Source organism: Streptomyces sp. NPDC002776, assembly GCF_053592195.1.
In genome coordinates this window covers 214,050-239,893 of record NZ_JBSFVG010000003.1, presented here as the reverse complement: position 1 = coordinate 239,893, position 25,844 = coordinate 214,050, and the positions used below count along the sequence as shown (strand labels likewise).

At 73.7% G+C, this 25,844-nt stretch carries 21 protein-coding genes; 7 read left to right on the top strand and 14 right to left on the bottom strand.

Going from position 1 to position 25,844, the window contains the following annotated elements; translation table 11 throughout:
* Window positions 1-3 precede the first annotated feature (3 nt).
* From ACWD11_RS08635 to abc-f, 3 genes are all read right to left on the bottom strand, one after another.
* Window positions 4-489 (bottom strand): carboxymuconolactone decarboxylase family protein, encoded by a 486-nt coding sequence (locus ACWD11_RS08635; protein ID WP_389416757.1) that lies wholly within the window; start codon window positions 487-489, stop codon window positions 4-6.
* Between the two features lie 2 nt (window positions 490-491).
* The gene (locus ACWD11_RS08630) at window positions 492-1,568 is read right to left on the bottom strand and encodes an NAD(P)H-dependent amine dehydrogenase family protein (RefSeq protein ID WP_389416756.1); all 1,077 of its coding nucleotides are present in this window, start codon (window positions 1,566-1,568) and stop codon (window positions 492-494) included.
* Between the two features lie 88 nt (window positions 1,569-1,656).
* Window positions 1,657-3,264 (bottom strand): ribosomal protection-like ABC-F family protein, encoded by a 1,608-nt coding sequence (gene abc-f / locus ACWD11_RS08625; RefSeq protein ID WP_451282081.1) that lies wholly within the window; start codon window positions 3,262-3,264, stop codon window positions 1,657-1,659.
* A gap of 304 nt (window positions 3,265-3,568) precedes the next feature.
* Here abc-f and ACWD11_RS08620 point away from each other — a divergent pair, with 304 nt between their 5' ends.
* Complete coding sequence (locus ACWD11_RS08620; protein WP_389416754.1) at window positions 3,569-4,531, top strand: glycoside hydrolase family 11 protein; 963 nt, start codon at window positions 3,569-3,571, stop codon at window positions 4,529-4,531.
* Window positions 4,532-4,550: 19 nt separating this feature from the next.
* Window positions 4,551-5,507, top strand: coding sequence for a polysaccharide deacetylase family protein (locus tag ACWD11_RS08615; protein ID WP_451282079.1), 957 nt, complete (start codon window positions 4,551-4,553; stop codon window positions 5,505-5,507).
* Window positions 5,508-5,535: 28 nt separating this feature from the next.
* Here the strand turns inward: ACWD11_RS08615 and ACWD11_RS08610 are convergent, their stop codons facing one another.
* The 3 genes from ACWD11_RS08610 to ACWD11_RS08600 form a co-directional block, all read right to left on the bottom strand.
* Window positions 5,536-6,453 (bottom strand): LysR family transcriptional regulator, encoded by a 918-nt coding sequence (locus ACWD11_RS08610; RefSeq protein ID WP_451282321.1) that lies wholly within the window; start codon window positions 6,451-6,453, stop codon window positions 5,536-5,538.
* Window positions 6,450-7,145: a type 1 glutamine amidotransferase domain-containing protein gene (locus tag ACWD11_RS08605; protein ID WP_451282077.1), complete on the bottom strand. Its 696-nt coding sequence runs from the start codon at window positions 7,143-7,145 to the stop codon at window positions 6,450-6,452. Before ACWD11_RS08605 ends, ACWD11_RS08610 begins: the two co-directional genes overlap by 4 nt.
* 129 nt (window positions 7,146-7,274) lie before the next feature.
* Complete coding sequence (locus ACWD11_RS08600; RefSeq protein ID WP_451282319.1) at window positions 7,275-8,291, bottom strand: CHAT domain-containing protein; 1,017 nt, start codon at window positions 8,289-8,291, stop codon at window positions 7,275-7,277.
* A gap of 3,647 nt (window positions 8,292-11,938) precedes the next feature.
* On the opposite strand from ACWD11_RS08600, the gene ACWD11_RS08595 reads away from it, so the two are divergent.
* Together ACWD11_RS08595 and ACWD11_RS08590 are read left to right on the top strand one after the other, a co-directional pair.
* Window positions 11,939-12,322, top strand: coding sequence for a hypothetical protein (locus tag ACWD11_RS08595; protein WP_451282075.1), 384 nt, complete (start codon window positions 11,939-11,941; stop codon window positions 12,320-12,322).
* Window positions 12,323-12,324: 2 nt separating this feature from the next.
* Window positions 12,325-13,158, top strand: coding sequence for a hypothetical protein (locus ACWD11_RS08590; RefSeq protein ID WP_451282073.1), 834 nt, complete (start codon window positions 12,325-12,327; stop codon window positions 13,156-13,158).
* A gap of 213 nt (window positions 13,159-13,371) precedes the next feature.
* On the opposite strand, the gene ACWD11_RS08585 is transcribed toward ACWD11_RS08590, so the two are convergent.
* The 3 genes from ACWD11_RS08585 to ACWD11_RS08575 all read right to left on the bottom strand — a co-directional run bounded on the left by ACWD11_RS08585 (window position 13,372) and on the right by ACWD11_RS08575 (window position 17,554).
* The gene (locus ACWD11_RS08585; protein ID WP_389416748.1) at window positions 13,372-14,046 is read right to left on the bottom strand and encodes a response regulator transcription factor; all 675 of its coding nucleotides are present in this window, start codon (window positions 14,044-14,046) and stop codon (window positions 13,372-13,374) included.
* Window positions 14,043-15,269, bottom strand: coding sequence for a sensor histidine kinase (locus ACWD11_RS08580; RefSeq protein WP_451282071.1), 1,227 nt, complete (start codon window positions 15,267-15,269; stop codon window positions 14,043-14,045). Before ACWD11_RS08580 ends, ACWD11_RS08585 begins: the two co-directional genes overlap by 4 nt.
* A gap of 83 nt (window positions 15,270-15,352) precedes the next feature.
* On the bottom strand, window positions 15,353-17,554 hold the full coding sequence (locus ACWD11_RS08575; RefSeq protein ID WP_451282069.1) for an MMPL family transporter: 2,202 nt from the start codon (window positions 17,552-17,554) through the stop codon (window positions 15,353-15,355).
* 269 nt (window positions 17,555-17,823) lie between these two features.
* Here ACWD11_RS08575 and ACWD11_RS08570 point away from each other — a divergent pair, with 269 nt between their 5' ends.
* Window positions 17,824-19,149: a lipase family protein gene (locus ACWD11_RS08570; RefSeq protein WP_451282067.1), complete on the top strand. Its 1,326-nt coding sequence runs from the start codon at window positions 17,824-17,826 to the stop codon at window positions 19,147-19,149.
* On the opposite strand, the gene ACWD11_RS08565 is transcribed toward ACWD11_RS08570, so the two are convergent.
* Window positions 19,140-19,907 carry an MBL fold metallo-hydrolase gene (locus ACWD11_RS08565; RefSeq protein ID WP_389416744.1) on the bottom strand — a complete coding sequence of 256 codons (768 nt, stop codon included), beginning with the start codon at window positions 19,905-19,907 and terminating at the stop codon, window positions 19,140-19,142. The two genes, ACWD11_RS08570 and ACWD11_RS08565, sit on opposite strands and share 10 nt — an antisense overlap.
* A gap of 83 nt (window positions 19,908-19,990) precedes the next feature.
* On the opposite strand from ACWD11_RS08565, the gene ACWD11_RS08560 reads away from it, so the two are divergent.
* Together ACWD11_RS08560 and ACWD11_RS08555 are read left to right on the top strand one after the other, a co-directional pair.
* A complete protein-coding gene (locus ACWD11_RS08560) occupies window positions 19,991-20,599 on the top strand; it encodes a CGNR zinc finger domain-containing protein (RefSeq protein ID WP_389416743.1) in 609 nt (202 codons plus the stop codon).
* A 190-nt stretch (window positions 20,600-20,789) separates the two neighbouring features.
* Complete coding sequence (locus ACWD11_RS08555; RefSeq protein ID WP_451282065.1) at window positions 20,790-21,332, top strand: DUF7144 family membrane protein; 543 nt, start codon at window positions 20,790-20,792, stop codon at window positions 21,330-21,332.
* A 38-nt stretch (window positions 21,333-21,370) separates the two neighbouring features.
* Here the strand turns inward: ACWD11_RS08555 and ACWD11_RS08550 are convergent, their stop codons facing one another.
* From ACWD11_RS08550 to ACWD11_RS08535, 4 genes are all read right to left on the bottom strand, one after another.
* Entirely contained in the window at window positions 21,371-21,727 is a 357-nt protein-coding gene (locus ACWD11_RS08550) for a DUF6479 family protein (protein WP_389416741.1), read from the bottom strand.
* Window positions 21,728-21,749: 22 nt separating this feature from the next.
* Window positions 21,750-22,562, bottom strand: coding sequence for a carboxypeptidase regulatory-like domain-containing protein (locus tag ACWD11_RS08545; RefSeq protein WP_451282063.1), 813 nt, complete (start codon window positions 22,560-22,562; stop codon window positions 21,750-21,752).
* Window positions 22,563-22,672: 110 nt separating this feature from the next.
* Window positions 22,673-24,319, bottom strand: a complete 1,647-nt coding sequence (locus ACWD11_RS08540) for a glycoside hydrolase family 13 protein (protein WP_451282062.1) — start codon at window positions 24,317-24,319, stop codon at window positions 22,673-22,675.
* Window positions 24,320-24,400: 81 nt separating this feature from the next.
* Complete coding sequence (locus ACWD11_RS08535; protein ID WP_389416738.1) at window positions 24,401-25,186, bottom strand: hypothetical protein; 786 nt, start codon at window positions 25,184-25,186, stop codon at window positions 24,401-24,403.
* Between the last annotated feature and the right edge of the window lie 658 nt (window positions 25,187-25,844).

The following is a 25,844-nucleotide window of genomic DNA, read 5'->3' as shown; positions in this document are numbered from 1 at the left end:
CCTTCAACCGCGCGCCGACGGCAGGACGCAGACGCTGTCCAGCCCCAGCACATGGTTGAGGCGGCCGAATGCCAGCCAGGAGCCGATGCTCATGCTCAGCTCCACGATCTCCGCCTGGCTGTAGTGCGCCGTCATCCGCTCCCAGAAGTCCCCGTCCAGGCCGTGGTGGTCTAGTGCGTAGCGCTCCGCGTACTCCGCGGCCAGCCGGGTCCGTTCGTCGAAGGCGTCCGTCGTACGCCACCGGGCGACCGCGTCGAGGAAGCCCTCCTCGACCTTCTGCCCGTCGCGTTCGGTGCGCCAGTCCAGGCAGAACAGGCACCCGTTGATCTGCGCGACGCGCAGCCGGGCGGCCTCGAACTCACGCAGCCCGAGCGTCGTGTGCTCATAGACGGCGAGGGAGAAGGCACTGGCCGCCGGGCCGATCCCGGGCACCATCTCGCCCCAGACGTACGCGAGGGGCTCGGCGCCCTCGGGAATGTCGATCCGCATGGTCACCTCTTTCCGAGTCGGCCCACGGCTGGGCGCAGCGGGACGTCGAGGGCGTCGTAGAGACCCGGTTCGGCTGCTACGAGCCAGTCGACGGCGTTCACCAGACGGCCGGCCGCCGTGGCGTTGCCGCCGGCGGCTCGGTTGTCCCCCTCGTCCGTGGCCTCGACCGTGACCTCGATGCGGGGGCGGCCCTCGATGATCACGCGGTGTGCGCCCGCGCCGCCGCCGGGCGGCACCGGCCAGTCCGGGGCGCAGCCGGGGTGGATGCGGGTGATGTGCTCGATGACGAGGCGGGGCTCGCCCGCCACCATGCCGCGCACTTCGAGACGCACCGCGCCCTGGGTACCGGCCGCGAACTCCCCCATGGTGTCCGTGTGGACGGGCGCGTCGAGCGGCCGGCGCTCCAAGTGCTCTTCGGTGTGGTCGAGTTGGGCGCCCATGGCGCGGGCCATCATCCGCAGCTGGCCGCCCCAGATCATCGTGGGGATGCCCTCGGCGAGCATCAGCGGCTGGTAGTCCAGCGGGTGCCCCATGCCGATGAGATGGCGGACCGATTCCTCCTGGTCGTACGTCGAGTAGTCGAAGATCTCCTGGCAGCGGACCGCGTCGATGTCGGATCCCAACCCGCTGACCAGGAGCGGGAGTACGTCGTTGGCCCACCCGGGGTCCACGCCGGAGACGAACAGGGCGCCGCCCCCGGCCCTGGCGGCTTCGAGCAGGCCGGCACGGATCTCGTCGGGGGCGTTGGTGCAGTCGTACATGCCGTACAGGGAGGGGGTGACGACGACGGCGCCGGCGCGCAGGGCGCGGCTGATGTCCTCGATCGCGCCGTCCGGGCGTACGTCACCGGAGGCGGCGTACACGACCGCGCGCGGGCCTGCGGAGAGGACGCCGTCCACGTCGTCGGTCGCCGTCACGCCGAGGGTGCGGCCGAGGCCGCCGAGTTCGCCCGCGTCCTTGCCGACCTTGGCGGCAGTGGAGACCAGCACGGCCACCAGGCGGAGCATCGGGTGGGCCGCGACGGCCCGCACGGCCGCGCGCCCGACGTTGCCTGTGCCCCAGACCACCGTGGGAATCATGGGCGGAGGGTAACGACGCACCCCAGAACTTCCCATAGCCGTGCACGGGGAATCGGGGGCCGGGGCAGGGCAGGGGGCGGGACGGTCGTCAGATCGGGCTCAGTTCCAGGGTGGGGCCGGATAGGGCCGAGCGGAGGCGGCGGTCGTGGGTCACGATGATCACTGTTCCCGTGTAGTCGGCCAGGGCCGCTTGCAGGTCCTCCACCAGGGCCGGGGCCAGATGGTTCGTCGGCTCGTCGAGGAGGAGCGCGTCGTGCGGCTCGGTCAGGAGGCGGGCCAGTTCCAGGCGGCGGCGCTGGCCCGTGGACAGGTCCCGCACCCGCTGGTCCAGGTCGGGCTCGCGGAAGAGGCGCAGCGAGAGCAGCTCCTGCGCCCGGTGCGCCCCGAAGGCCGCCGCCAGGGAGAGGTCGTCCTCGCTCGGCGTCCGCGGTGTCACCTGGCGGAGCAGCCCGGCTCGCGCGGGCCGCCGTACCGTCGCGCCGGGCTCCGGGGCCAGTTCACCGGCCAGGACCCGCAACAGTGTCGATTTCCCGGCGCCGTTGGGACCGGTGACCAGCAGTCGGCCGCCCGCGGGCACGTGCAGGGAGTCCAGCAGCAGGCGTCCGGGCACCCACACGTCGGCCGCCTCCACCGCCCGGTCCGCCGAACCCTCGATCCGAGCGGCGAACCGCAGCGGTTCCGGCGGTGCGGGCACCGGGTTCTCCGTGAGCCGCTGCACCCGTTCCCGCGCGTTGCGGATCCGGCTCATCGCCCCGTGCGCCCGGGAGCGGGCCCGGAAGGCGCCCGCCCCGCTGAACGCCCACGGCGCCTTGCGGGGGATCGCGTCCAGGCGCCCGATGTGGGAGTCGGCGAGCCGGGACTGGCGGGCCACCTCCGCCCGCCATTCGGTGTACTCCCGTTCCTGGCGGGCGCGTTCGGCGGCCTTGGCGGTCAGGTATCCCTCGTAGCCGTCGCCGTAGCGGCGGACGGTTCCGGCGTCCACCTCCAGGATGGTGTCCGTCACGCGGTCCAGGAAGGTCCGGTCGTGGGTCACGGCGACAAGCGTGCCCCGGTGGGCGCGCAGCCGCTCCTCCAGCCAGGCCACCGCCTCGTCGTCCAGGTCGTTGGTCGGCTCGTCGAGGAGGAGCAACTCCGGCGAGGAGGCCAGCGTCGCCGCCAGGGCCAGCCGTGAGCGCTGGCCGCCGGAGAGGGTGCCGAGCCTGCGGGACCGGTCCAGGGCGGCCGACTCGCCCAGGTGGCGCAGGGTCACGTCGACCCGGCGGTCCGCGTCGTAACCGCCGCGCGCCTCGAACTCCGCCTCCAGCGCGGCATAGTGCTCGTACGCCGAGGAGTCGGCGAGTTCGGCCCCGGCCTCCCGCAACCGGCGCTCCAGGGTGCGCAGTTCGGACAGCGCCAGGTCGACGGCGTCACCGACGCGTGCCGTGTCGGGCAGGTCCAGGGTCTGCGCCAGATGACCGATCCCGCCCGGTGCTACGACGGTGAGGTCGCCGTTGTCGGGTGGTACGGCGCCGGCGAGCAGCCGCAGGAGCGTGGACTTGCCGGAGCCGTTGTCCCCGACGACCCCGGCCCGCTCACCGGGCCGGACGGTGAACGACACACGGTCCAGGACGAGCCGGGTGCCGTAGCGCTTGCTGACCTCGGTGACGGTGAGCTGGGGGACGGCGACGGGGGAGGGTGCTTCGGGAGCATGGAACAAGTGGGTCCCTTTCGATGGATCATCTACGAGACGAGACGTCTCGTCTTGGCGAGACTCCTGGACCGTACCCCCTACGCTCGATTGACGCAAGACGCTGCGTCTCGCTCGCCCACGATCGATGAATTCCACGAAATCTTTCGGAATTAGGCTCGGGCCACATGATCAGGTAGATGGCGAGAAAAAAGTCAGGCGGCATCGGAAAGGCTGGTGAAATGCAGAAATAGCCGATTCCGGGCCTCCGAATGTTTCGTAACAAAAACCGAAACCATTGACACTTGTCGTGCCCCGGCCAACACTCCGCCGCATGAAGAACTCACTCACACGGCTCCGACTGCTCATCAGCAGCGCCTGTGCCGTCCTGCTGCTCGCCATCGGATCGGTGACCGCCCACGCGGACACCGTCGTCACCACGAACCAGACCGGTACCAACAACGGCTACTACTACTCGTTCTGGACCGACGCCCAGGGCACGGTCTCCATGAACCTCGGCTCCGGCGGCAACTACAGCACCAGCTGGCGCAACACCGGGAACTTCGTCGCCGGGAAGGGCTGGGCCAACGGCGCGCGCCGGACCGTGACCTACTCCGGCACCTTCAACCCGTCCGGCAACGCCTACCTGACGCTCTACGGATGGACCGCGAATCCGCTCGTGGAGTACTACATCGTCGACAACTGGGGCACCTACCGCCCCACCGGCACCTTCAAGGGCACGGTCACCACCGACGGCGGCACGTACGACATCTACAAGACGACCCGGTACAACGCCCCCTCCGTCGAGGGCACCAAGACCTTCGACCAGTACTGGAGCGTCCGGCAGTCGAAGCGGACGGGCGGCACCATCACGACCGGCAACCACTTCGACGCGTGGGCCCGCGCCGGAATGCCGCTCGGCAGCTTCAACTACTACATGATCATGGCGACCGAGGGCTACCAGAGCAGCGGCAGCTCCAACATCACGGTGGGCGGCACCGGTTCGGGCGGCGGGGGCGGCGGTGGCGGCACCGGCTGCTCCGCCACGCTCTCCGCCGGCCAGCAGTGGAGCGACCGCTACAACCTCAACGTCTCGGTCACCGGGTCCAGCAACTGGACCGTCACCATGAACGTCCCCTCCCCGGCGAAAGTCCTCTCCACCTGGAACGTCAGCGCCAGTTACCCCAGTCCACAAGTCCTCACCGCCAGGCCCAACGGCAGCGGCAACAACTGGGGCGCCACCATCCAGCACAACGGCAACCACACCTGGCCCACCGTCTCCTGCACGGCGAGCTGACCGCGAAGGAGGCCCGACCATGCGTCCCTTGATCGCGAAACTCGCTGTGGCCGCACTGGCCGTAGCGAGCACGATCACCGTCAGCACCGCCAATCCCACCCCGGCACAGGCCGCGACCTGCAACGGCTACGTCGCCCTCACCTTCGACGACGGCCCGTCCGGCAGCACCCCGGCCCTGCTGAACGCACTCACCCAGAACGGCCTTCGGGCCACGATGTTCAACCAGGGCCAGTACGCCGCCGCCAGCCCGGCGCAGGTCCGCGCCCAGGTGAACGCGGGCATGTGGGTGGCCAACCACAGCTACACGCACCCGCATCTGACCCAGCTCAGCCAGGCGCAGATCGACTCCGAGCTCTCCCGTACCCAGCAGGCGATCAGCAACGCGGGCGGCGGTACGCCGGTGCTCTTCCGTCCGCCGTACGGCGAGACCAACGCGACCGTGAAGGCCGTGGCCGCCAAGTACGGTCTGACGGAGGTCATCTGGGACGTCGACTCCCAGGACTGGAACGGCGCGACCACGGACGCGATCGTGGCGGCCGCGGGGCGGCTCACCAACGGACAGGTCATGCTGATGCACGACTGGTCCGCCAACTCCCTGGCGGCGATCCCGCGCATCGCGCAGGGACTGGCGAGCCGTAATCTCTGCGCCGGGATGATCTCCCCGCAGACCGGCCGGGCGGTGGCGCCGACCGGCTCCGGCGGGGGCGGTGGCAGCTGTACGGCCGCCCTGTCCGCCGGCCAGCAGTGGAGCGACCGCTACAACCTCAACGTCTCGGTCACCGGCTCCAGCAACTGGACCGTCACGATGAACGTGCCCTCGCCCGCGAGGGTCCTCTCCACCTGGAACGTCAGCGCCAGTTACCCCAGTCCACAAGTCCTGACCGCCAGGCCCAACGGCAGTGGCAACAACTGGGGCGTCACCATCCAGCACAACGGCAACCGGACCTGGCCCACGGTCAGCTGCACCGCAAGCTGACCCCGGAGAGCGTGGGTCCCACCCCGTGTCACCAGGTGGGGCCCACGCGCAGCAAGGTGTCCCGGACCCGGGTGACATCGAGGTTTCCGGCGGGTCCCGGGCGCTGGACCACGTACGCCGTGTTGATCGGTGGGTCCTCGGGGTCGTGCAGGAGGGTGAGGGCGGCCGAGGCGAGTTCGTGTTCGCACAGGTAGCGGGGCAGGACCGAGAAGCCCGCGCCCGCGGTGACCGCCGCCAGGACGCCTCGCAGGTCGGGCAGGGTGACGGCGGCGCGGCAGTTCAGGCGCCGGCCGAAGACGTGCCGCCAGTAGCGGCGGAGGATGGGCAGGTCCTCGGCGTAGGCGATGAGCGGGACGGTGTGCAGGACACCGGGGCCCTCGGCCGTCACCCGGCCGCCGATGCGGTCCGCCCACACCGGCGCGGCGACCAGCACGAACTCCTCGTCGGCCAGCGGGGTCGCGAGCAGGGTACGGCCGCGCGGGCGGGTGGTGGCCAGGACCAGGTCGTGGCGGCCCGCGCGCAGTTCGTCGAGCAGGGGATCCGTCAGGCCCGGTGTCACCCGCAGCCGCAGCCCCTCCGCGACCAGCGGCGCCAGCGCGGGCAGGACGCGCAGGCAGAGGAGTTCGGCCGGGCCCGCGAGGTGGACCGGCGCGGGCGGGCCCGACTCCGCCGGGCCGTGGCCGGTGGCCTCCAGCAGCGCGTCGAGCGGGCCCGCGATCCGCGCCGCCAGGTCATGGGCGTACGGCGTGGGCGCCACGCCCCTGGGCAGGCGGGCGAAGAGCTCGCGGCCCGACTGCCGCTCCAGGGCCTTCACCTGCGTGGTCACCGTGGGCTGGGAGATGCCCAGCAGCTGCGCGGCGGCGGTGAAGGAGCCGGAGCGGTAGACGGCCAGGAACGTCCGGGCCAGGTTGAGGTCCTGGATGCCCGTTCCCGGGGACGCGCTCAGCTCAGCCTCTTCAGCAGCTCGGCCGCGAGCGGGGCCGAGGAGGCCGGGTTCTGGCCGGTCACCAGGTTGCGGTCGACGACCACGTGCGGCGCCCACGGCTCGCCCGCCTCGACCTGCACGCCCGCCTCCACGAGCCGCGACTGCAGCAGCCACTTCGCCTTGCCGGCGAGCCCGGCCTGGGTCTCCTCGGCGTCGGTGAAGGCGGCGATCCGGTAGCCGGCGAAGGCGTTGGCGCCGTCCTCGCGGGTGGCGGCGAGCAGCGCGGCCGGGCCGTGGCAGACCACGCCGAGCGGCTTGCCGGAGTCCAGGGCGTCGACGAGGAGCCGGCCGGAGACGGCGTCGACCGCCAGGTCCTCCATGGGGCCGTGGCCGCCGGGGTAGAAGACGGCGGCGTAGTCGTCGAGGTCGACGTCCGCCAGGCCGACCGGGTTCTTCAGGTCGGTCATCGCGTCGAGGGCCCGGGCGGTCTCGTCCGCGCCCTCCTGGCCGCCGTTGGCCTCCGGGGCGAGGCTGCCCCGGTCGACGACGGGCACGACTCCGCCGGGCGTGGCGACGACGATCTCGTGGCCCTCGGCCTTGAACCGCTGGTAGGGGGCGACGACCTCCTCGGCCCAGAAGCCGGTGGGGTGGCGGGTGCCGTCGGCGAGCGTCCAGTGGTCGACGCCGGTCAGCACGAACAGGATCTTCGACATGGGGTGATCTCCAGAGGTTGAGGTGGACCTCGAACGTAAGCCCGTCGACCCATAGGTCTCCAATGAGGATTCCGATCCCGGGCATCGGAATTCCGATGGGTCACCGGGAATACGCCACCACCCGCGAATCTAGGTCCCCGCGTGCACGTACGCCGCCCACACGTGCGGCCGGTCGGGGATGCGGCGACGGAGTCCGCGGACCGCCTCGTGCAGGGCTCGGGCCGCGCCCGGGGTGTCCGGGGCCGTCGTACGCCGGTAGAAGTCGCGGGTCATGTGGTCCGCGTGGGTGCTGTCGATGGTCCACAGGGTGCCGACCGCCGCGGGGAACCCGGCCAGCAGGAACGAGCTGGTGATGTGGATGGCCTCGTCGGTGAGGCGTTCCGCCGTCCGGGCGGTGCCGCAGGCCGCCAGGAACGCCAGCCGCGCCGCGCTCGGCCGGGCCCGGCAGATCTCCAGCACCGACACCGGCTCACCGCTCGGCAGGCGGAGCAGGGCGCCGGAGGGTTCCGCGGGGTCGGTGGCCGCGTGGCAGCCGAAGTGGGCCCAGGAGGCGTGGTGCAGGGCGCCGAGGACGGCCTCGCGGGTGGCGGCCGCACCGATCAGCGGGGCGGGCGCGCCGAGGAGTCCGGCGGCGTAGGCGGTGGCCGCGGCTACTCCCGGGAGTTCCTGTTCCGGCTCGGCGACCAGCAGGGCACCGCCGGGGCCGGGCCGGCGGCGGGCCCGGGAGCGGGCGTGGGCGAGGGTCTTCAGGCCCGGGACGTAAGACGACACCACCGCGTCCAGCGCCGCTCCGCAGCCGTCCTGCGCGCAGTCCGGTGCCGTGCACTGGGCCGCGTGCAGGGGCAGTGCGCCGAAGGCGCCGGTCGGCACCCACCACAGGCGGGGCCAGCTGCCGTGCCGGGGGACCGGCTCCGCGGCGCCCACCAGGTCCAGGACCGGACGGACGACCTGGTGCCAGGTCCACGCCAGCGTCTCGCGGACCGTGGTGCCCGCGGCGACCAGTTGCCGGGGGGGAGGGCCGGGCGGTGCCCTGGGCGTTGATGGCGTCGACGGCGTCCCGCAGCCGCCGGGCGGCGCCCGCGACCTCGTCGGCCCCGACGTCGAGGTGCAGGGCGGTGATCGAGCGGGCGGTGACGACGAGGGCATGGCAGTGGCGGCGGCCCTGGTTCAGGACCACGACCGGGCCGTCGGCCGCGAGGTCCCGCAACTGCGGTGCGGCCAGGGGCCGCAGGAAGTCCTCGAAGCCGGGCGCGGTCCGGATACGGGCGATCAGCGCGTCGAGTTCGCGTGAGGCACGCAAGGCCGCGAGCCGGGCCCACTCGGCGTGCCCGGCGGGGGCGAGGGCGCCCTCGGGACCGGCCGCGAGCGTGTCCGTCAGCCGATCGAACCCGACGGGTCCGGCCGGAGCGTCGGCGCCCTCGGGACCGGCGCCGAGCGCGTCCGTCAGCCGCTCATACCCGGCGGGTCCGGCCAGGGCGTCGGTGTCCTCAGGACCAGCGCCGAGCGCGTCCGTCAGCCGCTCATACCCGGCGGGTCCGGCCGGGGCCCCGCCATCCCCGGGACCGGCGGCAAGCGCGTCCGTCAGTCGTTCGAACTCGGCCGCCAGATCCGGGTGCCCGGCGCGCAGGGCGTCGAGGTCGGCGCGGGCCTCGATGCGCCGGGCCAGCAGCAGCCCGCGGCCCCGGTCGAGGAGTTCGGCGGCCCGGTCCACCTCCGGTCCGGAGGCGGTGCGGGCGTGCGCGGACGGCAGGCGCAGGGCCGCGAGGGCCTCGCGTACCGCGTCCGGGTCGTCGCCCGCCGCCGCCCGCTCGGTCACGGCCTTGAGACCAGCCAACTCCCCCGGCAGCCGCGCCGCCAGGTCCCGTCCGACGAGGTGCGTGAGGATCAGCTCGACGATCGTCCGGATGTCCCCCTCGAACGTGGACAGGCCGTGCTCGGCGGACCGCTGGTCACTGCCCCGGTCGGTGAGCCCGGCCATCGCCTCGACGCCTGCTTCGAGATGGTCGAGGGCGAGGTCGACCCGGGGCCGGGGCCTGCCCAGCGCACCGGCCGCGGCCGCGATCTCGCCGTGGGCCCGCATCCACACCGGGACCGCCGGGTCCCGCCACATCCTGGGGTCCGCGGCACCGGCGAAGCGGTCCCGCAGGGGGCCCATGACCGTCTCGAACAGGTCCGCCGGCGGCCTGCCCGGCGCCTGCGAGGTCGTCGCCTCGGGGAGCCGTCCCCGGGCCATGAGGTCGACGAACATACGGATCGTCCCGGCGATGTCCGGCGCCCCCTTGGGCGTCCCCTCGCCGAGCACGCGCCCCAGTTCGTCCGCCTCCGCCACCAGGGCCGCCGCCCGCTGCGGTTCGGCCGGGCGGAGCAGCAGCGCGCGCTGGACGAGCGCCCTGGCCAGTGTCGTACCGGCCATGGGCCGCATCGGATGTCCGGCGGGGCAGGCCGCGAAGGTACGGCGGCACTGCTCGACGATCTCGTCGCCCAGGTCGCCGCGGGGGCCGCCGCCGGGGCCGACGGTCTCGACCAGGTCGGCGTAGGCGTCGCCCATCAGGTCGTACCAGGGGCGGTCGCCGGTCGAGGGTCCGCGGGTCAGCTCCCGCATCCGGGCGGCGGTCCGCCGGGCCCGCTCCAGCTGGGCCGGTTCATGGCCGAGGAGGTAGTTCTGGAGGGCGCTGTGGAACTCGGTGCGGGCCGCGAGGACGGCGTGGTCGGTCTCCGTCAACGCCACTTCGCCGTACGGGGGTTGGGGTCCGTCCGTGGGGGCCGGGGAGGTGGCCGAGGCGAGCAGGGCGGAGGCCTCGCGGGCGTTCTCCGGGTCGAAGCGGCCCACGGACAGGGCGGTCAGGGCGTCGGCGAGGAGCTTGTCGAGGTGGCCCGCCATATCGGGGGCGTGGGTGCGGGCGTAGCGCAGCAGCTCGACGACCTCGTCCAGGGTGGCCGGGTCGCTCCGCCCGGCGGACCGGGCGGACAGGGCGCTGCCGAGGGCCGCGGCGAGGTAGGGGCGCAGGGAGGTGTCGTCCTCGTCGACGTCCGCGAACATCTCCCGGATGACCGCGATGTCGGAGTCGAGGTTCTCGGGGGCGTCGAGACGGATGTCCTGCATACGGGACAACTGCGCGGTGAGCTTGACCAGTTCATCCGGCAGGGGCTCGCCGCTCACCGACACGACGGCGATGGGCAGGGCTGCCTCGTAGGCTTCCCGGCGCAGCAGGTCCGTCGCCGGGAAGCCGGGCGGGGCCTGTGCGGCCACCTCCTCGGTGAGTTCCCGGGACTCCGCCGCGAGGAGGTCGGCGCGGGCGGGCGCCGTCGGCCGCAGCGCCTGTGCGCGCATGCCGGTGAGGGCGGCCAGGACGGCGACGTAGGCGTGGCGGCGGGTGCCGTGGGCGGGGAGGGCCGCCCGGTAGCGGGCTATGCGGGCGTCGGCGGTGTCGTCGGGGACGAAACCGGAGGCCAGGTCGAGGATCTCGACGTCGACGTCGGGCGGGCCACCGGTACGGGTGGTGTGCCGACGCACCTGCTCGACGAACCGGCCCAGGGCGACCGGCGACCCGTCGGACTCCAACTCCCGGTAGGCGTCGAGCACGGCCCGCTGTTCGTCGCCCAACAGGCCGGCGGAGTCGAGCAGTTCTATCACCTCCAACGCCTCGTCACCGTCCTGGGACTTCGGGCCGGTGGCGCCGGGCTCGGTCAAGGCGCCTGCTGACCGCAGGAGTTGGGCCGCTTCCCGGGCCGCTTCCCGGTCGTCGCGGGCTCGGACGAGGGCCGTGAGGGCCTGGGCCAGGGCTGTGGTGGTCCAGGCGTGGGCGGGGTGGTCGGTGGGGGTGGCGGCACGGGCTGTGCGCAGGCGTCGTACGGCGCAGGCGATGCGGCTCGGGTCCTGTTCGGCGACGCCCGCCTCCGCGATGGCCGCGCCGATCCGGAGATCGCGTTCGCCGGGCCAGGTGACGGGCTGGGCGACCAGCAGGCGGAGCGTCGCGAGGCCGTCGGAGTTCTCCTGGGTGAGCGAGCCGTCCGGTGCCATCGCCACCAGCCGCTCCACGACGGCCAGTTCGGGGACTCCGAGCAGCCGGGCCGCGTCCACGACCGTGCGCAGGGCGACCGAGGCGGCGGCCCGCGCGAGGTCGGGGTCGAGGAGGGGCAGGCGTTCGCACACCGCGCGGCCGTAGCGGGCGGCCGCCGCCAGGGAGCCGGGCTCCGCCTCGCGCTGGAAGCGGAGGACGTGGAGTTCCAGGGCCTGGACCGCGACCTCCACGAACCCCGCGTGGTCGTCGTCCCGCACGTGATCGAGGGCCGTCTCCGCCCACGCCAGCGAGCGGTCGAGGGCCACCGCCCCGCCCTCGCCGGTGACTTCCTCCCCGTACGCCGAGCTGATCAGATGGGCGAACCGGGCTTCGTGGGAGGGGTCCCCGGGATCGAAGCCCTGACGGAGGGCGTCGGGGAGATTGGCCTCCGCGGGCAGCCGGGGGCACAGGAAACCGAACGTGCCGAAGACGACCGTCAGATTCAGCTGGGCCTCGGGGTCCTCGTCGCCCCCGTGCCGGAACCAGAAGGTCCAGAACACCGCCGCGACCGATTCGAGGTCGATCGTGCCCTCGGGCACCGGCGCGGCCTCCCGCAGCAGGGCCAGCGCGTCGGCCGCCGCCTCCGCCGCGCGCAGCGGCGCGGGGTCGCGGGCGCTCTGGGCCGTGACGAGACGTGCGACCACTCGATCCCGAAGCTCCGTCATCGCTCGTTACATTAGTCTGACCGCCTGTCAGGGGGCAGTGGTTCTCGTGAGTTGCAGGGAGGCCGCCGTGGGCGACGGGGCGATGGCGCGGCAGGTGTACGAGGACGCCGTCGAGTATCTGTGCCGCAACATGGACGATCTGCGCGCCCTGGTCGGGCCCGGTGCCTGGGAGGCCGCATTCCCCGCCGTACGGGACGCGGATCCCGCGAGCCCCGAGTGGCGGGACGGCGTACGCGCCCTGCACGACGCGGTCGAGGCGGCCGGGGTGCCGGGCGGACTCGGGCTTGATCCCACGCTGGGCGTCGGCGGCTGGCCCGGCGCTCCGACGCCCCGGTCGGCCGGCTGGGTGTGCCCCACGCGCCGCTGCGGCCGGGTCGACCTGCGCGAGGAGGGCCCGGCCGCCACCCCGGCCTGCGCGCTGCACGGGCAGCCGATGCGCCTGGTGGACTGACCGTGGTGGGACTCCTCGCGGAGCTGCAAAAACGCATACCCGACGGCTGGTTCCTGCGCCGGCTGCTGCCCGCGGCGCTGTTCGTCGTGGTCGCGCTGGTCGGCGGCGGGGCCCTCGGGCACAGCCGGTGGAACGACGTCCCGCTCGCCCGCGCGCGGATCGCCGACGCCCTGCGCACGAGCGGCGGGCTGACCGCCGACGGGATCGCCTCGCTGGTGCTGTTCGCGGTACCGGTGGTCGCCGCGGCGTTCGCGGTGCCGTATGCGGCCGCCGCGATCGGGGCGCTGGCGTCCGGGGCCTGGCCCTGGTGGCTGATGCCGGTGGGGCGGCGGGTGACCGCCTGGCGGGCGGCGCGCTGGGTGCCGCCGGATGTGCTGGCCCGGCAGTCGGTGCGGGCCCGCGCCGACGGCCATGCCCTGCGCGCCGACCGGCTCGACGCGCGGGCCGCCCGCGCCCGCTCGGCAGACCGCCCAGGCTCCCCCACCTGGTGCGGCGACCGGTTCCGGCGCACGGAGGCGCAGGTCGCGCGGGACACGGGCGGGGACGTGACGAGCGGCTGGACGGCCCTCCTGCTCGGCGCGGAGGAGGCACCGCGCGCCGCGCTGGCGGAGACCCGCGACTCCTACGACGCGGCCTGCGAGGCGCTCGCCTGGAGCGCGGCGTTCACGGTACTCGGCGCCTGGTGGTGGCCGGCGGCCGTGGCCGGGGTCCTGCTGGGGCTCGCGTCCTGGCGGTCACTGCGCACCGCGGTCGAGGCCCTGTGCCGCACGACGGAGGCGGCCTTCACCCTGCACTCCCCGGAGCCGCCTGCACCGGGCCCGCCCGAACCGCGATGACAACCGTCTGAGCCCGCTCGACGGCGCCTGTTTCGGTCATCACCGCGCCCCGGGGGAGCTATGCGCCGTACGACCGAGGCGGCCCTCACCCCGCACCCTCCGCACCGGCCCCGATCCGCGATGACGACCGTCTGGGCCCGCTCGACGACGCCCGGCTCGGTCGATCACTGCCCACCGCAGTGAAACCGCGGCGCCGTACAACCGAAGCGGCCCTCACCCCGGACCCGCCTGCACCAGCCCCGTCTGGTACGCGATGACGACCAGTTGGGCCCGGTCGCGGGCGTGCAGCTTGGTCATCGCGCGGTGGATGTGGGTGCGGACGGTCAGGGGGCTCACCGTGAGCAGGTCCGCGATCTCCCCGTTCGACTTGCCCTCCGCCGCCAGCGCCATCACCTCCCGCTCCCGGACCGTGAGTTCGGCCAGCCGCTCGGGCGGCGCCGACTGGGTGCCCGGTGCGGGAGAGGTGAGGAAGCGGGTGATCAGGGTGCGGGTGGCGCCAGGAGAGAGCAGCGCCTCGCCGGAGGCCACCGTGCGGATGCCGGCCAGCAGGGCGTCCGCGGTGACGTCCTTGCCGAGGAACCCGCTCGCCCCGGCCCGCAGCGCCTGGGCGACGTATTCCTCGGTCTCGAAGGTGGTGAGGATCAGCACCTTCGTGGCGGTGAGGCCGGGGTCGGCGCAGATCGCGGAGGTGCCGGACAGGCCGTCCGTGCCGGGCATCCGGATGTCCATGAGGACGACGTCGGGGTGGTGGGCGCGGGCCAGTTCCAGCGCCTCGGCGCCGTCGGACGCCTCGCCGACGACCTCCATGTCGGGGCAGGAGTCGAGCAGGATCCGGAAGGTGGCCCGCAACAGGGCCTGGTCGTCGGCGAGCAGCACCCTGATGGTCATGGACGGTCTCCTTCTGGGACGGCGGCGGACGGCTGCAACGGCAGTGCGGTGGTGACCTCGAAGCCGCCCTCGGGGCGCGGGCCCGCGCACAGTTCGCCGCCGATGGAGTGGGCGCGTTCACGCATGCCCATCAGCCCGAAGCCGCCGGAGCGCGGGGCGGGACCGACCGGTCCGTCGTTGCTGACCGTGATGAGCAGCCGGGAGTCGGCGTAGGTGAAGCGGACGCGGGCGCTGCGGGCGGCGGCGTGCTTGGAGACGTTGGTCAGGGCCTCCTGCACGATCCGGTACGCGGTCAGGTCCACGCCGGGCGACAGGGACCGCGGTACGCCCTGAGTGGTGACGGTGACGTCGAGGCCCGCCGAGGCGCACGCCGAGATCAGCTCGGGCAGCCGGGCCAGGCCGGGGGCGGGCTCCAGGCCCCCGTTGCTCGGGTGGTCGTCGTCGCGCAGCAGGCCGAGGGTGGCCTTCAGCTCGCGCAGCGCCGAGGAGGTGGTGCCGGTGAGGTCGTCGAGGATCTTCTGGGTCTGCTCGGGGTCGCGGCGCGCGAGGTGGGCGGCGGTGCCGGCCTGGGCGTTGGCCAGGGCCAGGTGGTGGGCGACGACGTCGTGCAGCTCGCGGGCGATGCGCATGCGCTCCTCGGTGACGCGCAGGCGCGCCTCCTCCTCCCGGGTGCGCTCGGCGTGCTCGGCGCGGGCCTGCACGGACTCCAGGTAGGCGCGCCGCAGCTGGGTCATCCGCCCGGCGGCGAGCGGCAGCGCCAGCCAGAAGACCGGGCCGATCAGCTGCAGGACCACGGTGAGGCCGTCCATGGAGTCGGCGGTCACGTTCGCGGTGCTCAGCGCCACCACGATGACGGTGCCGAAGACCCGGACGGTCTTCGGCTCGCAGAGCACCGCCAGCCAGTACAGCGCCGCGAGCAGCGGGGCCAGCAGCAGCGGGGTGAGCAGATAGCCGCGGGTGATGGCGGCGAGGGTGATCAGGGCGACCACGACGAGGACCGTGCGCGGATGGGTGCGGTACTTGAGCAGGACGAGGCAGCTCAGGCCGAGGAGGATCTCGGTGGGCCGGCCGGAGCCGGGGGGCCGGCTGCCGGGGAGGCTGAGCTGGGTGCCGAGGACCGCACAGCCGATCAGCGCGACGACCATCATCACGTCGAGGATGTGCGGGAAGCGTGCCGCGTACTGCTCGAAGCGGTCGGCGTAACGCTCCAGGCTCTTGCTCATCGGGGGCTCTCCCGGTCAGGTACTGAGGTCCATGGTGGACGACGGACGGGCCGCCCGGCTCGCGGGCGGCCCGTCGGCCCGGCTCAGGCGCGGGCGACCTCTTTCTCGGCCGGGGCCGGTGCGGGCTCGGCGGGGCGGCTGAGCGCCTCGCCCTCCACGTCGACCCGCGGCAGGATCCGGTCCAGCCACTTCGGCAGCCACCAGGCCCGGTCGCCGAGCAGGGCGAGGACCGCGGGCACGATCGCCATCCGGACGACGAAGGCGTCGAACAGGACGGCGGAGGCGAGCCCGAAACCGATCATCTTGATCATGGAGTCGCTCTCGCCGATGAACCCGGCGAACACCGCGATCATGATCAGCGCGGCGGCCGTGACCACCCGGGCGCTGTGCCGGAAGCCGGAGGTCACGGCCTGGGCCGGGCTCTCCCCGTGGACGTACGCCTCCCGCATCCGGGAGACCAGGAAGACCTCGTAGTCCATCGCGAGTCCGAAGACGATGCCCACCAGGAAGATCGGCATCAGGCTCATGATCGGTCCGGTGGTCTCCACGCCCAGCAGTCCCGCGCCGTGGCCCTGCTGGAAGACCACGACCACCGTGCCGAGGGAGGCGAGCACCGAGAGCAGGAAGCCGAGGGCCGCCTTCAGCGGGACCAGCACGGACCGGAAGACCACCAGCAGCAGGACGACGGCGAGCCCGACCACGACGATCAGATACGGCACCAGCGCGGACTGCACCTTCTCGGCGATGTCGATGTTCAGCGCGGTGGTGCCGGTGACCTCGAAGCTCGCCCCGGTCGCGGACTCCACGTCCGGCCGCTCGCCGCGAATGGTGGTGACCAGGTCCTTGGTCTTCTCGTCGGTGGGGGCGGTGGCCGGTACGACGGAGAGGACGGCGGTGTCACCGGCCTCGTTGAAGCGGGCGGGCGACACGGAGACCACGCCCTCGGTGGAGCCGATCCTTTCGGCGACGGTGGCCGTGGCGGCCTTGGGGTCCTCGGCGCCCCGGGCGTCGACGACGACGGTCAGCGGCCCGTTGAAGCCGGGCCCGAACCCCTCGGCGAGCGCGTCGTAGGCCCGCCGCTCGGTCGTCGAGGTGGACTTGGCCTCGTCGCCGGGCATGCCGAGCTGGAGGTCGGCCACGGGTATCGCGAGGGCGCCGAGGCCCACGACGCCGAGCAGCAGCACGGGCAGCGGGCGGCGCAGCACGAACCGGGCCCAGCGGGTGCCGCCGTTGTCCTGGGCGGTCTCCTCGGTACGGCCGCGGCGGCGGGCCCGGCGGGAGAGCACGGCGTCGGGCCAGAAGCCGAGGAAGGCCGGGACGAGGGTCAGCGCGATCAGTACGCCGACGACGACCGCGCCCGCCGCGGCGAGCCCCATCTTGGTGAGCATCGGGATGCCGACCACGGAGAGTCCGGCGAGGGCGATGACGACGGTGAGGCCCGCGAAGACGACCGCGGATCCGGCGGTGCCGGTGGCGAGGGCGGCGGCCTCCTGGGGCGCGGCCCCCTTGGCGCGCTCCTCGCGGTAGCGGGAGACGACGAACAGGGCGTAGTCGATGCCGACGGCCAGGCCCAGCATCATCGCCAGGGTGCCGGTGGTGGTGGACAGGCCCAGGGCGCTGGACAGGGCCAGGATCGTGGCCATGCTCACGCCGACGCCGATCACGGCGGTCAGCAGCGGCAGCCCGGCCGCGGCCAGCGAGCCGAAGGTGACCAGCAGCACCACGGCCGCGATGGCGATACCGATCGCCTCGGCCGCGCCGCCGGGTCCGCCGCCGTCCTCCAGGGCGGTCCCGCCGGCCTCGACGGTGAGCCCGGCGTCCCGGGCCTGCTCCAGGGTCTGATCCAGCTGGGCCGTGCTCGCGTCGGTGAGGTCGGCGGGGCCGACCTCATAGGTGACGGTCGAGTACGCGGTGGTGCCGTCCTCGCTGACCGCGCCCGCCTGGAAGGGGTCGACGGCACCGGCCACCTGGGAGCCGCCGGCGAGTTCGGCGACCGCCGCCTCGACGGCCTCCTTGTGCTCGGCCGCGGTGACCTTCTCACCGCCCGGCGCGACGAAGACGACCCGGGCGGTCGCGCCGTCCGCCGTGGTGCCGGGGAAGCGCTCCTCCATCAGGTCGAACGCCTGCTGCGACTCGATCCCCGGCATGGAGAACTCCTCGTCGGCGGCGCCCGGGGCCTTCATGGCGCCGAGCCCGACGGCGGCCAGCACCGCCGCCCAGACCAGGACGACGTACCAGCGCCGCCGGAAGGCCAGGCGGCCCCATCGGTAAAGGAAAGCAGCCACGGGGGAGGTCTCCACATCTGGATGTCGAAGGTGCCTCCAGGCTCTCCGGGCAGGGGGTGCCGTGTCGTCGTGCGGCTGCCGACACTGCGGCGTACTGAAAACGCAGTACGCGCCGCTGCGCGCCTCACTCCACGGGACGAGGGCCCCTCCCGCCTCACATTACTGAAACGTAACCTACCGGCCGGTATCCCTTAAGGTGTTACCGACGGTACGGTCCCTGGCGAGCCCTTCCGCACCTTCCTGCCAGCCGCTTCACCAGGAGGTTCGCCATGCCCGCACGCAGACGGCTCGTGGCCGGGGGCGTCATCGCCGCCGCCTGCCTCGGCGCCCAGACCCTCACCGGCACCGCCGCCACGGCGGCCGACGAGGTCGTGTCCCGAGGGGTCACCATCCCCGCGTTCTACCACCCGCCCGCCACCCTGCCCGCCGCCGACGGCGCCCTCGTGCGCAGCGAGCCGCTCAAGCTGGCCCTGAGGCTGCCGAGCCTGAACGGCCCGCTGCCGGGCCGGGCCACCCGCCTGATGTACAAGTCCACCGATTCCACCGGCCGCCCGGTCGCCGTGACCGGCGCCTACATCGAACCCGCCGCAACCTGGAAGGGCGAGGGCCCCCGCCCGCTGGTGGCGCTCGCGCCCGGCACGATGGGCCAGGGCGACCAGTGCGCCGCGTCCATGGGCCTGGAGCACCCGCTCCGGTTCAACGGCGAGACGGTCTCCGTCGGCTACGAGGACCTGGCGATCTACCGCCTGCTCGCCACCGGTACGGCCGTCGTCGTCACCGACTACGCCGGACTCGGCGCGACCGACCGGCTGCACACCTACGTCAACCGGGTCGACGGGGCCCACGCCCTGCTGGACGCCGCCCGGGCCGCCCGTGCGGTGAGCGGGGCCTCGGTGACGGACCGGTCCCGGGTGGGGCTGTTCGGGTACAGCCAGGGCGGCGGGGCAAGCGCGGCCGCCGCGGAGCTCCAGCCCTCCTACGCCCCCGACGTCAACCTCGCCGGGACGTACTCCGGCGCCCCGCCCGCCGACCTGACCGAGGTCACCCGGGCGATCGACGGCAGCGAACTGGCCGGCGCGCTCGGCTGGTCCCTCAACGGGTTCGTCCAGTCCGAACCGGCCCTGAAGCCGATCGCGGACGCCCACCTGAACGCGGCGGGCAAGGCGGCGCTCAACGACCTGTCGACGATGTGCGTGGGCGACGCGCTGTTCGGGTACGGCGGGGCCAGAAGCACGGCGTGGACGACGGACGGCCGCTCGGTCAGCGACATCATCGCCGCCACCCCGGCACTGAAGTCCTTCCTGAACAGCCAGCGCATCGGCGCCCTGAAGCCGGCCACTCCGGTACGGGTGGCGACCGGGGTCAGCGACAACCTGGTCCCCCACGCCCAGTCCCGGCGCCTGGCGACCGACTGGTGCGCGAAGGGCGCGAACGTGACCTACGACCCGGTGCGCCTGCCCGACTCCGGCAGCGCCCTGCTCAACCACTTCGCCCCGCTGCTCACCGACCAGGGCGACGCGGTCGAGTGGCTCACGGACCGCCTCAAGGGCAGGCAGGCCTCCTCCAACTGCTGGAGCATGCCGCTTCAGCCGTGAAGGTCGAGCACCTCCTGAAGGCCGGCCTCGGCGAACGCGGCCACCAGCTCCTCGCGCCCCTCGGTGAAATGGGCCCAGCTGTCGTAGTGGACGGGGACCACCCGGCGGGCGCCGAGGAGGCGGGCGGCCTCGGCGGCCTGGGCGCTGTCCAGGACGAGCGGGGCGTTGTCGAAGAGGACCGGGAAGCGGGGGGCGCCTGCGAAGAGGACGGCGGTGTCGACGGGGCCGAAGCGGTCCGCGATCTCCTTGACCGCTTCCAGGGAGGCGTTGTCGCCGCTGACGTAGACCGAGGGCAGGCCCTCGCCGGTCAGCACGAATCCGACGACCTCGCCGGTGAGCGGTTCCACCGCCTCCCGGGGGCCGGGGCCGTGGATCGCCGGTACGGCCGTGACCGTGACGGTGCCGCCGCCGGGGCGGTCGAGGTCGAGCGTCTCCCAGTCCGCCATGCCCTTGGCGTTGCCGCCGAGCCGGCTGCCGCCGCCGGGGGTGGTCAGGGTGAGCGGGACGTCGGCCAGCAGGGCGCGGCCCGCGTGGTCGAGGTTGTCCGCGTGCTCGTCGTGGGAGAGCAGCACCACGTCGATACGGCCCAGGTCGGCGGGGGTGACCGGGGCCGGGGTCAGCTTGCGCAGGGTGGGGCGGCCCGGGCCGCCGTACTCGCCGGGGGCGTCGAAGGTCGGGTCGGTGAGGAAGGTCAGGCCGCCGTACTCGAAGAAGGCGGTCGGGCCGCCGAGGACGCGCACGGGCAGGGGTATGGACATGGATCAAGTTCTCCTCACGGATGGTGAATCGTCTATCCGTGAGAGACAGTAGACCTGTCTCACGGTTGGAAGCAAGACATACCATGAGAGTCATGACACAGACCGTTGCTGTCGACGGTGCGCTCCCGCCCGCACCCGGCGCGGAGCAGTACCCGGCGCTCGACTTCGCCAACAGCGCGATCGCCTTGCCCGGGGGGCATTACGTCGACTTCCTCGGCACCCCCGGGGGCGCTGGGCGGTGGCTGGAGGAGCGCGGGCTCGCGCCCGCGGACGCGGGCATCCGGGAGATGTGCGCCGCGCAGTTGCGGTCGCTGCGCGAGCAGATCCGGGCGCTGCTCGCCGCCCGCCTCGACGAGGCGCCCGCGCCCACGGGGGCGCTGGCCGCGGTCAATGACGCGCTCAGGCGGGCTCCGGCCGCGGCGCTGCTGCACTGGGACACCGGCCGCGGGCTGTACCGGGCCACCGCCCACCCCGTCGACCAGATCCTCGACCACGCGCTGGCGAACCTCGCCACGAACGCCGCCGACCTGCTGACCGGCCCCGACGCCGACCGCCTCACCGCCTGCGGCTCACCTCCCTGCAACCGCTACCTCCTGCGCCACGGCCGCCGCCACTGGTGCTCCACCCGCTGCGGCGACAGAGCCCGCGCAGCCCGCGCCTACGCCCGCCGAACGGGCACCCCAGAGCCCTGACCGAGGGGGCTGCGGAGCCCTGACCCCGTATGGCAGGGCTTCGGGTCCCTGTAGGTCTGGGCTCCGGGTTCCCGTCAGTGGGCGCAGGCCCGCGAGTCGCTCACCCGGACGGTCCACCCCCGTGGCCGGAGGACCGGGGCGCGCGGAGGGTGGGGGCAATGACTGCCTATGAAGGAAGCGGGGTAGGTCCATGACCCAGCAGCCGCACGCCACGCCGCCGGCCGGCGGGGGGCGCCACTCTCAGGCGCCCTCGCAGGAGGCACCCGTCTGGGACGACGCCCACCGTCCGGCCGGGACCGCGCCCGGGACCAGGGGCTCCGCCGGGCCCGGTGGACCTGGCACCGACTGGCAGACCGGCGGGCTGGTCTTCGCCGGTGTCCTGATGATGGTCAACGGCATCGTCGCCATCCTCCAGGGCATCTCCGCGCTCGCCGCGGACGACGTGTACGACCGCATCGGCGAGTACGTCTACGAGATCAGCCTCACCGGCTGGGGCGTCATCCTGATCTGCCTGGGCGCACTGGCCGCGGTCGTCGGCTACGGCATCCTCAAGGGCGCCTGGTGGGCCCGGATGACCGGCATCTTCCTGGCGTCCCTGAGCCTGGTGGCGCACTTCCTCTTCCTGCCCTACCAGCCCGTCTGGTCGATCCTCATGATCGCGCTGGACGTCTTCGTGATCTGGGCCCTCGCCACGGCACCCGGCAAGCCCGGCATGTCCCCCGCGGGCCGGTAACCCCGGCTCCACACGACCGGCCGGTGAGCGGCCACGGCTCAGACGTGCCCGAGACCGCCGCTTCCGAAGGACCCACTCGACCCCGGAAGCCAGCGCTTGCGCTTCTGGTCCGCGCCGCGCCTGGTGCTCTGCCGCCGGAGCTCGTGCGGCATGAGCCGCTCACCGCCCGCCGCCAGCGGTATCTCCTCCGCCTCCCGCATCTCACTGATCTCCCGGATGGGCCCACCGACGGGCAGCGTCGGCTGCTCCTCGGGGCTCGGGTGCGGAAGCTCCCGGTCCATGACCCGCATGCCGAACTGCACCGCGAACACCAGTGCGCCGGCGATGAACAGACCACCGGCGAAAGCGGCGACCACGTTGAGGACGTCGCTTCCCGCGGCCGCAAGGTCAACCATCGAAGCACTCATAGCCCAATTATCACCCAATCAGCCGATTAGGCTCCTTATGGGTGTCTGCTTTCTTGTTCGGTTTCTCGTTCGGTTTCTTGTTCTTCTTCTCGGCTCTGCCCTCGACCGTCACGGCGATCTGCTCGCTCACCGCCCCGGCACCGTTCAGCGTGGCCACCGCCTGGAGCAGCCCCGGGCCCGCCGCGAGCGGGAGGCCCGGCACGCAGGACCAGTCGCCGTCGGCGGTGGCGGTCGTGGAGCAGACCTCGTTCTCCAGGGCGTCCCGCACGGTGACCTGCGCGCCCGGGTAGGCGGTCCCGGAGGTCTCCGGGCGCGCGCTCAGCGTCCCGCCCGGCCGTGGCCGCAGCAGCGTCGGCGCGGGCAGGCCCACGGTGACCGCGCAGCTGCCCCGGTCCCGCGGCACGCCCTCCGCGTCCGTCAGCACCAGCGCGCAGCCGGTGAGCCGGGTGCCGGGGACCGCCTCCGCGGGCACCGCCAGCACGAACGGGAAGCCGCGGCCCCGCCACTGCACGCCCGCCGAGGGCCCGCCGAAGGTGTACGTGCCGCTGTGGCCGCCGCTGCCGACGGCACCGCGGTAGCCGCGGGCGTCGAGGGGCGTGCCCGTGACGACGGCCGGGGCAGGAGCCGTCAGTGTCAGCGCCGATCCGGCGCCGAGGCCGGGCCCGGTGTACCCGGCGACCTCGACGACGCCCTCCCGGCCCGGCTCGATGGTGGCGGCGCCCCACAACTCGCCCCCGCTCTCCGCGCGAGCCTGCCCCGGCTCCCCCGCCAGCAGGGCGCCCGCCAGGGCGAGCCCGGACACGGTCGTGCGGTATCTGTTCATCGTCGGCAGAGCTCCTCGCACCGGGGGGCGACACACCTGCTGTGATTCTCGCGGCCACCCCCGCAACGGACCTGCGCAGGTGGGCCGTACGGACGAGCCCCGGGCGCCGGTCAGGTGAGCCAGACGGTCGTGTCGTTGCCCAGCCGTCCGTCCGGCTCCAGCGGGGAGCTGCTGATGACGACCTCGCCCGCCGGAAGCGGCACCGGCTCCCCCGACAGGTTGGCGACGCACCGCCACCCGTCGGACCGGGCGAACTGGAGCACGCCCTCCGGCCCGTCCTCGGCCCAGGTCAGGAACTCCCCCTCCAGCAGCTTGCGCCGCAGCCGCAGCGCCCGCCGGTACAGCTCGAGAGTCGCCCCCTCCACTCCGTCCTGGGCCTCGACGGAGTACTCGGCGAACCACTCCGGCTGCGGCAGCCAGGCACCGGACCCGCCGAACCCGTAGGACGGGCCGCCGGTGGTCCACGGCAGCGGCACCCGGCACCCGTCCCGCCCCTTGCGCACCCGTCCGGTCTGCTCCCAGATCGGGTCCTGGAGGACGGTCACCGGCAGATCGGCGACCTCGGGCAGCCCGAGTTCCTCGCCCTGGTAGACGTACGCGGATCCCGGCAGCGCGAGCATCAGCAGGGTGGCGGCCCGGGCGCGCCGCAGCCCGGCCGACCGGTCCACGGCCGGGGCCCGGCCGCCGGACAGCAGCCAGGCGTTGTCGTCGGTGCCCGGCGGGAGCATCAGGCGGGAGGCGTGCCGGACGACGTCGTGGTTGGACAGCACCCAGGTGGCGGAGGCGCCGGCGGCATGGGCCTGGGCGAGGGAGTCGCCGATGACGCGCCGCAGTTCCCGGGCGTCCCAGGCGGCTTGCAGGTATTCGAAGTTGAACGCCTGGCCGAGTTCCTCGGGGCGGGCGTACAGGACCCGTCGGGGGCCCGGGACCCAGGCTTCGGCGACGGCCATGCGAGGTGGGGAGTAGCTGTCGAGGAGCTGCCGCCAGTCGCGGTAGATCTCGTGGACCTCGTCGCGGTCGAAGAAGGGATGGCTGCCGGGGGGCATCCCGGCCAGGGCCTCCTCCCCGCTCAGCGCCGGATCGCCGAGGTCGCGCAGGGGCTCGGCCAGATCCTTGGCGAGGGCGTGGGCGACGTCGATCCGGAAGCCGTCCACGCCGCGGTCGGCCCAGAAGCGCAGGGTGGTGCGGAAGTCGGCGCGGACCTCGTCGTGCGCCCAGTTCAGGTCCGGCTGCTGGGCCGCGAACAGATGCAGGTACCACTGCCCGTCCGGCACCCGCTGCCAGGCGCTGCCGCCGAAGACGGACTGCCAGTCGGTGGGCGGGAGTTCACCGCGAGCGCCGCGGCCGTCCCGGAAGACGTACCGCTCCCGCGCGGCCGAACCGGGCCCGTCCACGAGCGCCTGCTGGAACCAGACGTGCTGGTGGGAGGTGTGGTTGGGCACGATGTCGACCATGACCTTCAGCCCGAGGCGATGGGCCTCCTCGACCAGGGCGTCGAAGTCGTCGAGGGTGCCGAGGCGGGGGTCGACATCGCGGTGATCGGCGACGTCGTACCCGCCGTCGGCGAGCTCGGAGGGGTAGAAGGGGCTCAGCCACAGGGCGTCGACACCGAGGGTGGCGAGATGGGCGAGCCGCTCGGTGACACCCCGGATGTCGCCGAACCCGTCACCGTCGGCGTCGGCGAAGCTGCGCGGATAGACCTGGTAGACGACGGCCTGGCGCCACCAGTCGGGGTTGCGGGACGAGAGGTCGGGCACACGGTCTCCTCTGCGAGGCGGAACAGGGCGGCAACGAGAACACTGTCCACTTCGGGCGGCGCCCAGTGCGGCAAGGCGCGATCACACCTCCACGCGCCCCAGTCTCCGTACCTCCGCCAGCCTGCGCGCCCCGAGGTCGGTCGCCGTCCAGGTCGCTTCCGCCGGTACGTCGCCGAGGCCGCCGTTGGTGAGGACCAGCGTGTCGTCGCCGACGCGGACCGCGGCCAGGTCGAGCGTGAGGGTGGTGTCGTCGGGGGTGCTCAGCATGATGCGCAGGCCCTGGCGGGCGTCGCCGGCGTCCGGCAGGTCGGTCTCGTACACCTCGGCGTACTGCCGCTTCCCGGCCGCGGTCACCGCCGTGAACTCGCCGCACCTTTCGGGCAGGGACCGCAGCCAGGCCAGGGTGCGGTCGACCTCTTCGGCCGGGTGCGCCACGACCTGGTAGCGGAGCTGGGCGCCGTCCCAGTCGTCGTCCAGCCCGGTCACCGCGCGGGTGCGGGCCTCGGGGCCGAAGAACTCCTCCGTGTAGAGGACGTCCAGCAGCCGCCGGCAGTCGGCCCGGTCGGTGCTCGCCTTGAGCATGCCGTCCCGCCAGGTGGCGGCGCCCTGGGTCGCCGACCAGGGCTCCCCGAGGTCCGCCTCGGTGATCAGGGCCGCTCGGGCCTGCGCCTCGGTGAGGGCGGGAGCGGACGCCCGGGACGGGGCGGGGGCACTCGGGACGGCGGTGGGGGAGGCGGGGGAAGCGCTCGCCGGGGGCTTGGCGGTGGCGTCCGGTCCCTCGGCACCGCAGGCGGTCGCGGTCAGCAGGGCGCCCAGGGCGAGGGCCGGGGCGGCGAGAGCGCGGGTGCGGGCCGGGGGTCGGGGCATAGGGGAGCCTCCTGAGGGCTGCGAGCGGGGGCCGGCGGACCGGCGATGATCGACGGCGTACTTTCAAGGCACCATCACGCGCGCCCGTCCACCAGCGCGCCGGTCCGTCCGGGTGAGCCCGGCACCCGGCCGGGGGCCGTGCTCCAGCCTCCGGCCCCGTCGCCCGGACCGCCCCGGGACACCCGGCCCGGGGGCGTGCTCCAGCCTCCAGGCCCTGCCGTCCGGATCGGCCCGGACGCGAGATGCGGGGGCGTGCTCCACTCCGCGGACCCGGCGTCCTGATCGGCCTGGGACACCCGCCCGGGGGGGCGTGCTCAGCCTCCAGGCCCCGTCGTCCGGATCGGCCCGGAGCACCCGCCCGGGGGGAGCCGTGCTCCAGCCTCCGGGCCCTGCCGTCCGGATCGGCCCGGACGCGAGATGCGCCACCTCTCGGACCAACACGCGGGGCCGTCCACCAGCGCGCCAGACCGTCCGGGCGAGCGGGGCACCCGACCGGAGGCGTGCCTCAGACTCCGACCCCGCCGCCCGGAACGGCCCGGGGCCCCCGGCCCGGCCGGGGGCGCGCTCCAGCCTCCGGGCCCTGCCGTCCGGATCGGCCCGGACGCGAGATGCGCCACCTCTCGGACCAACACGCGGGGCCGTCCACCAGCGCGCCAGA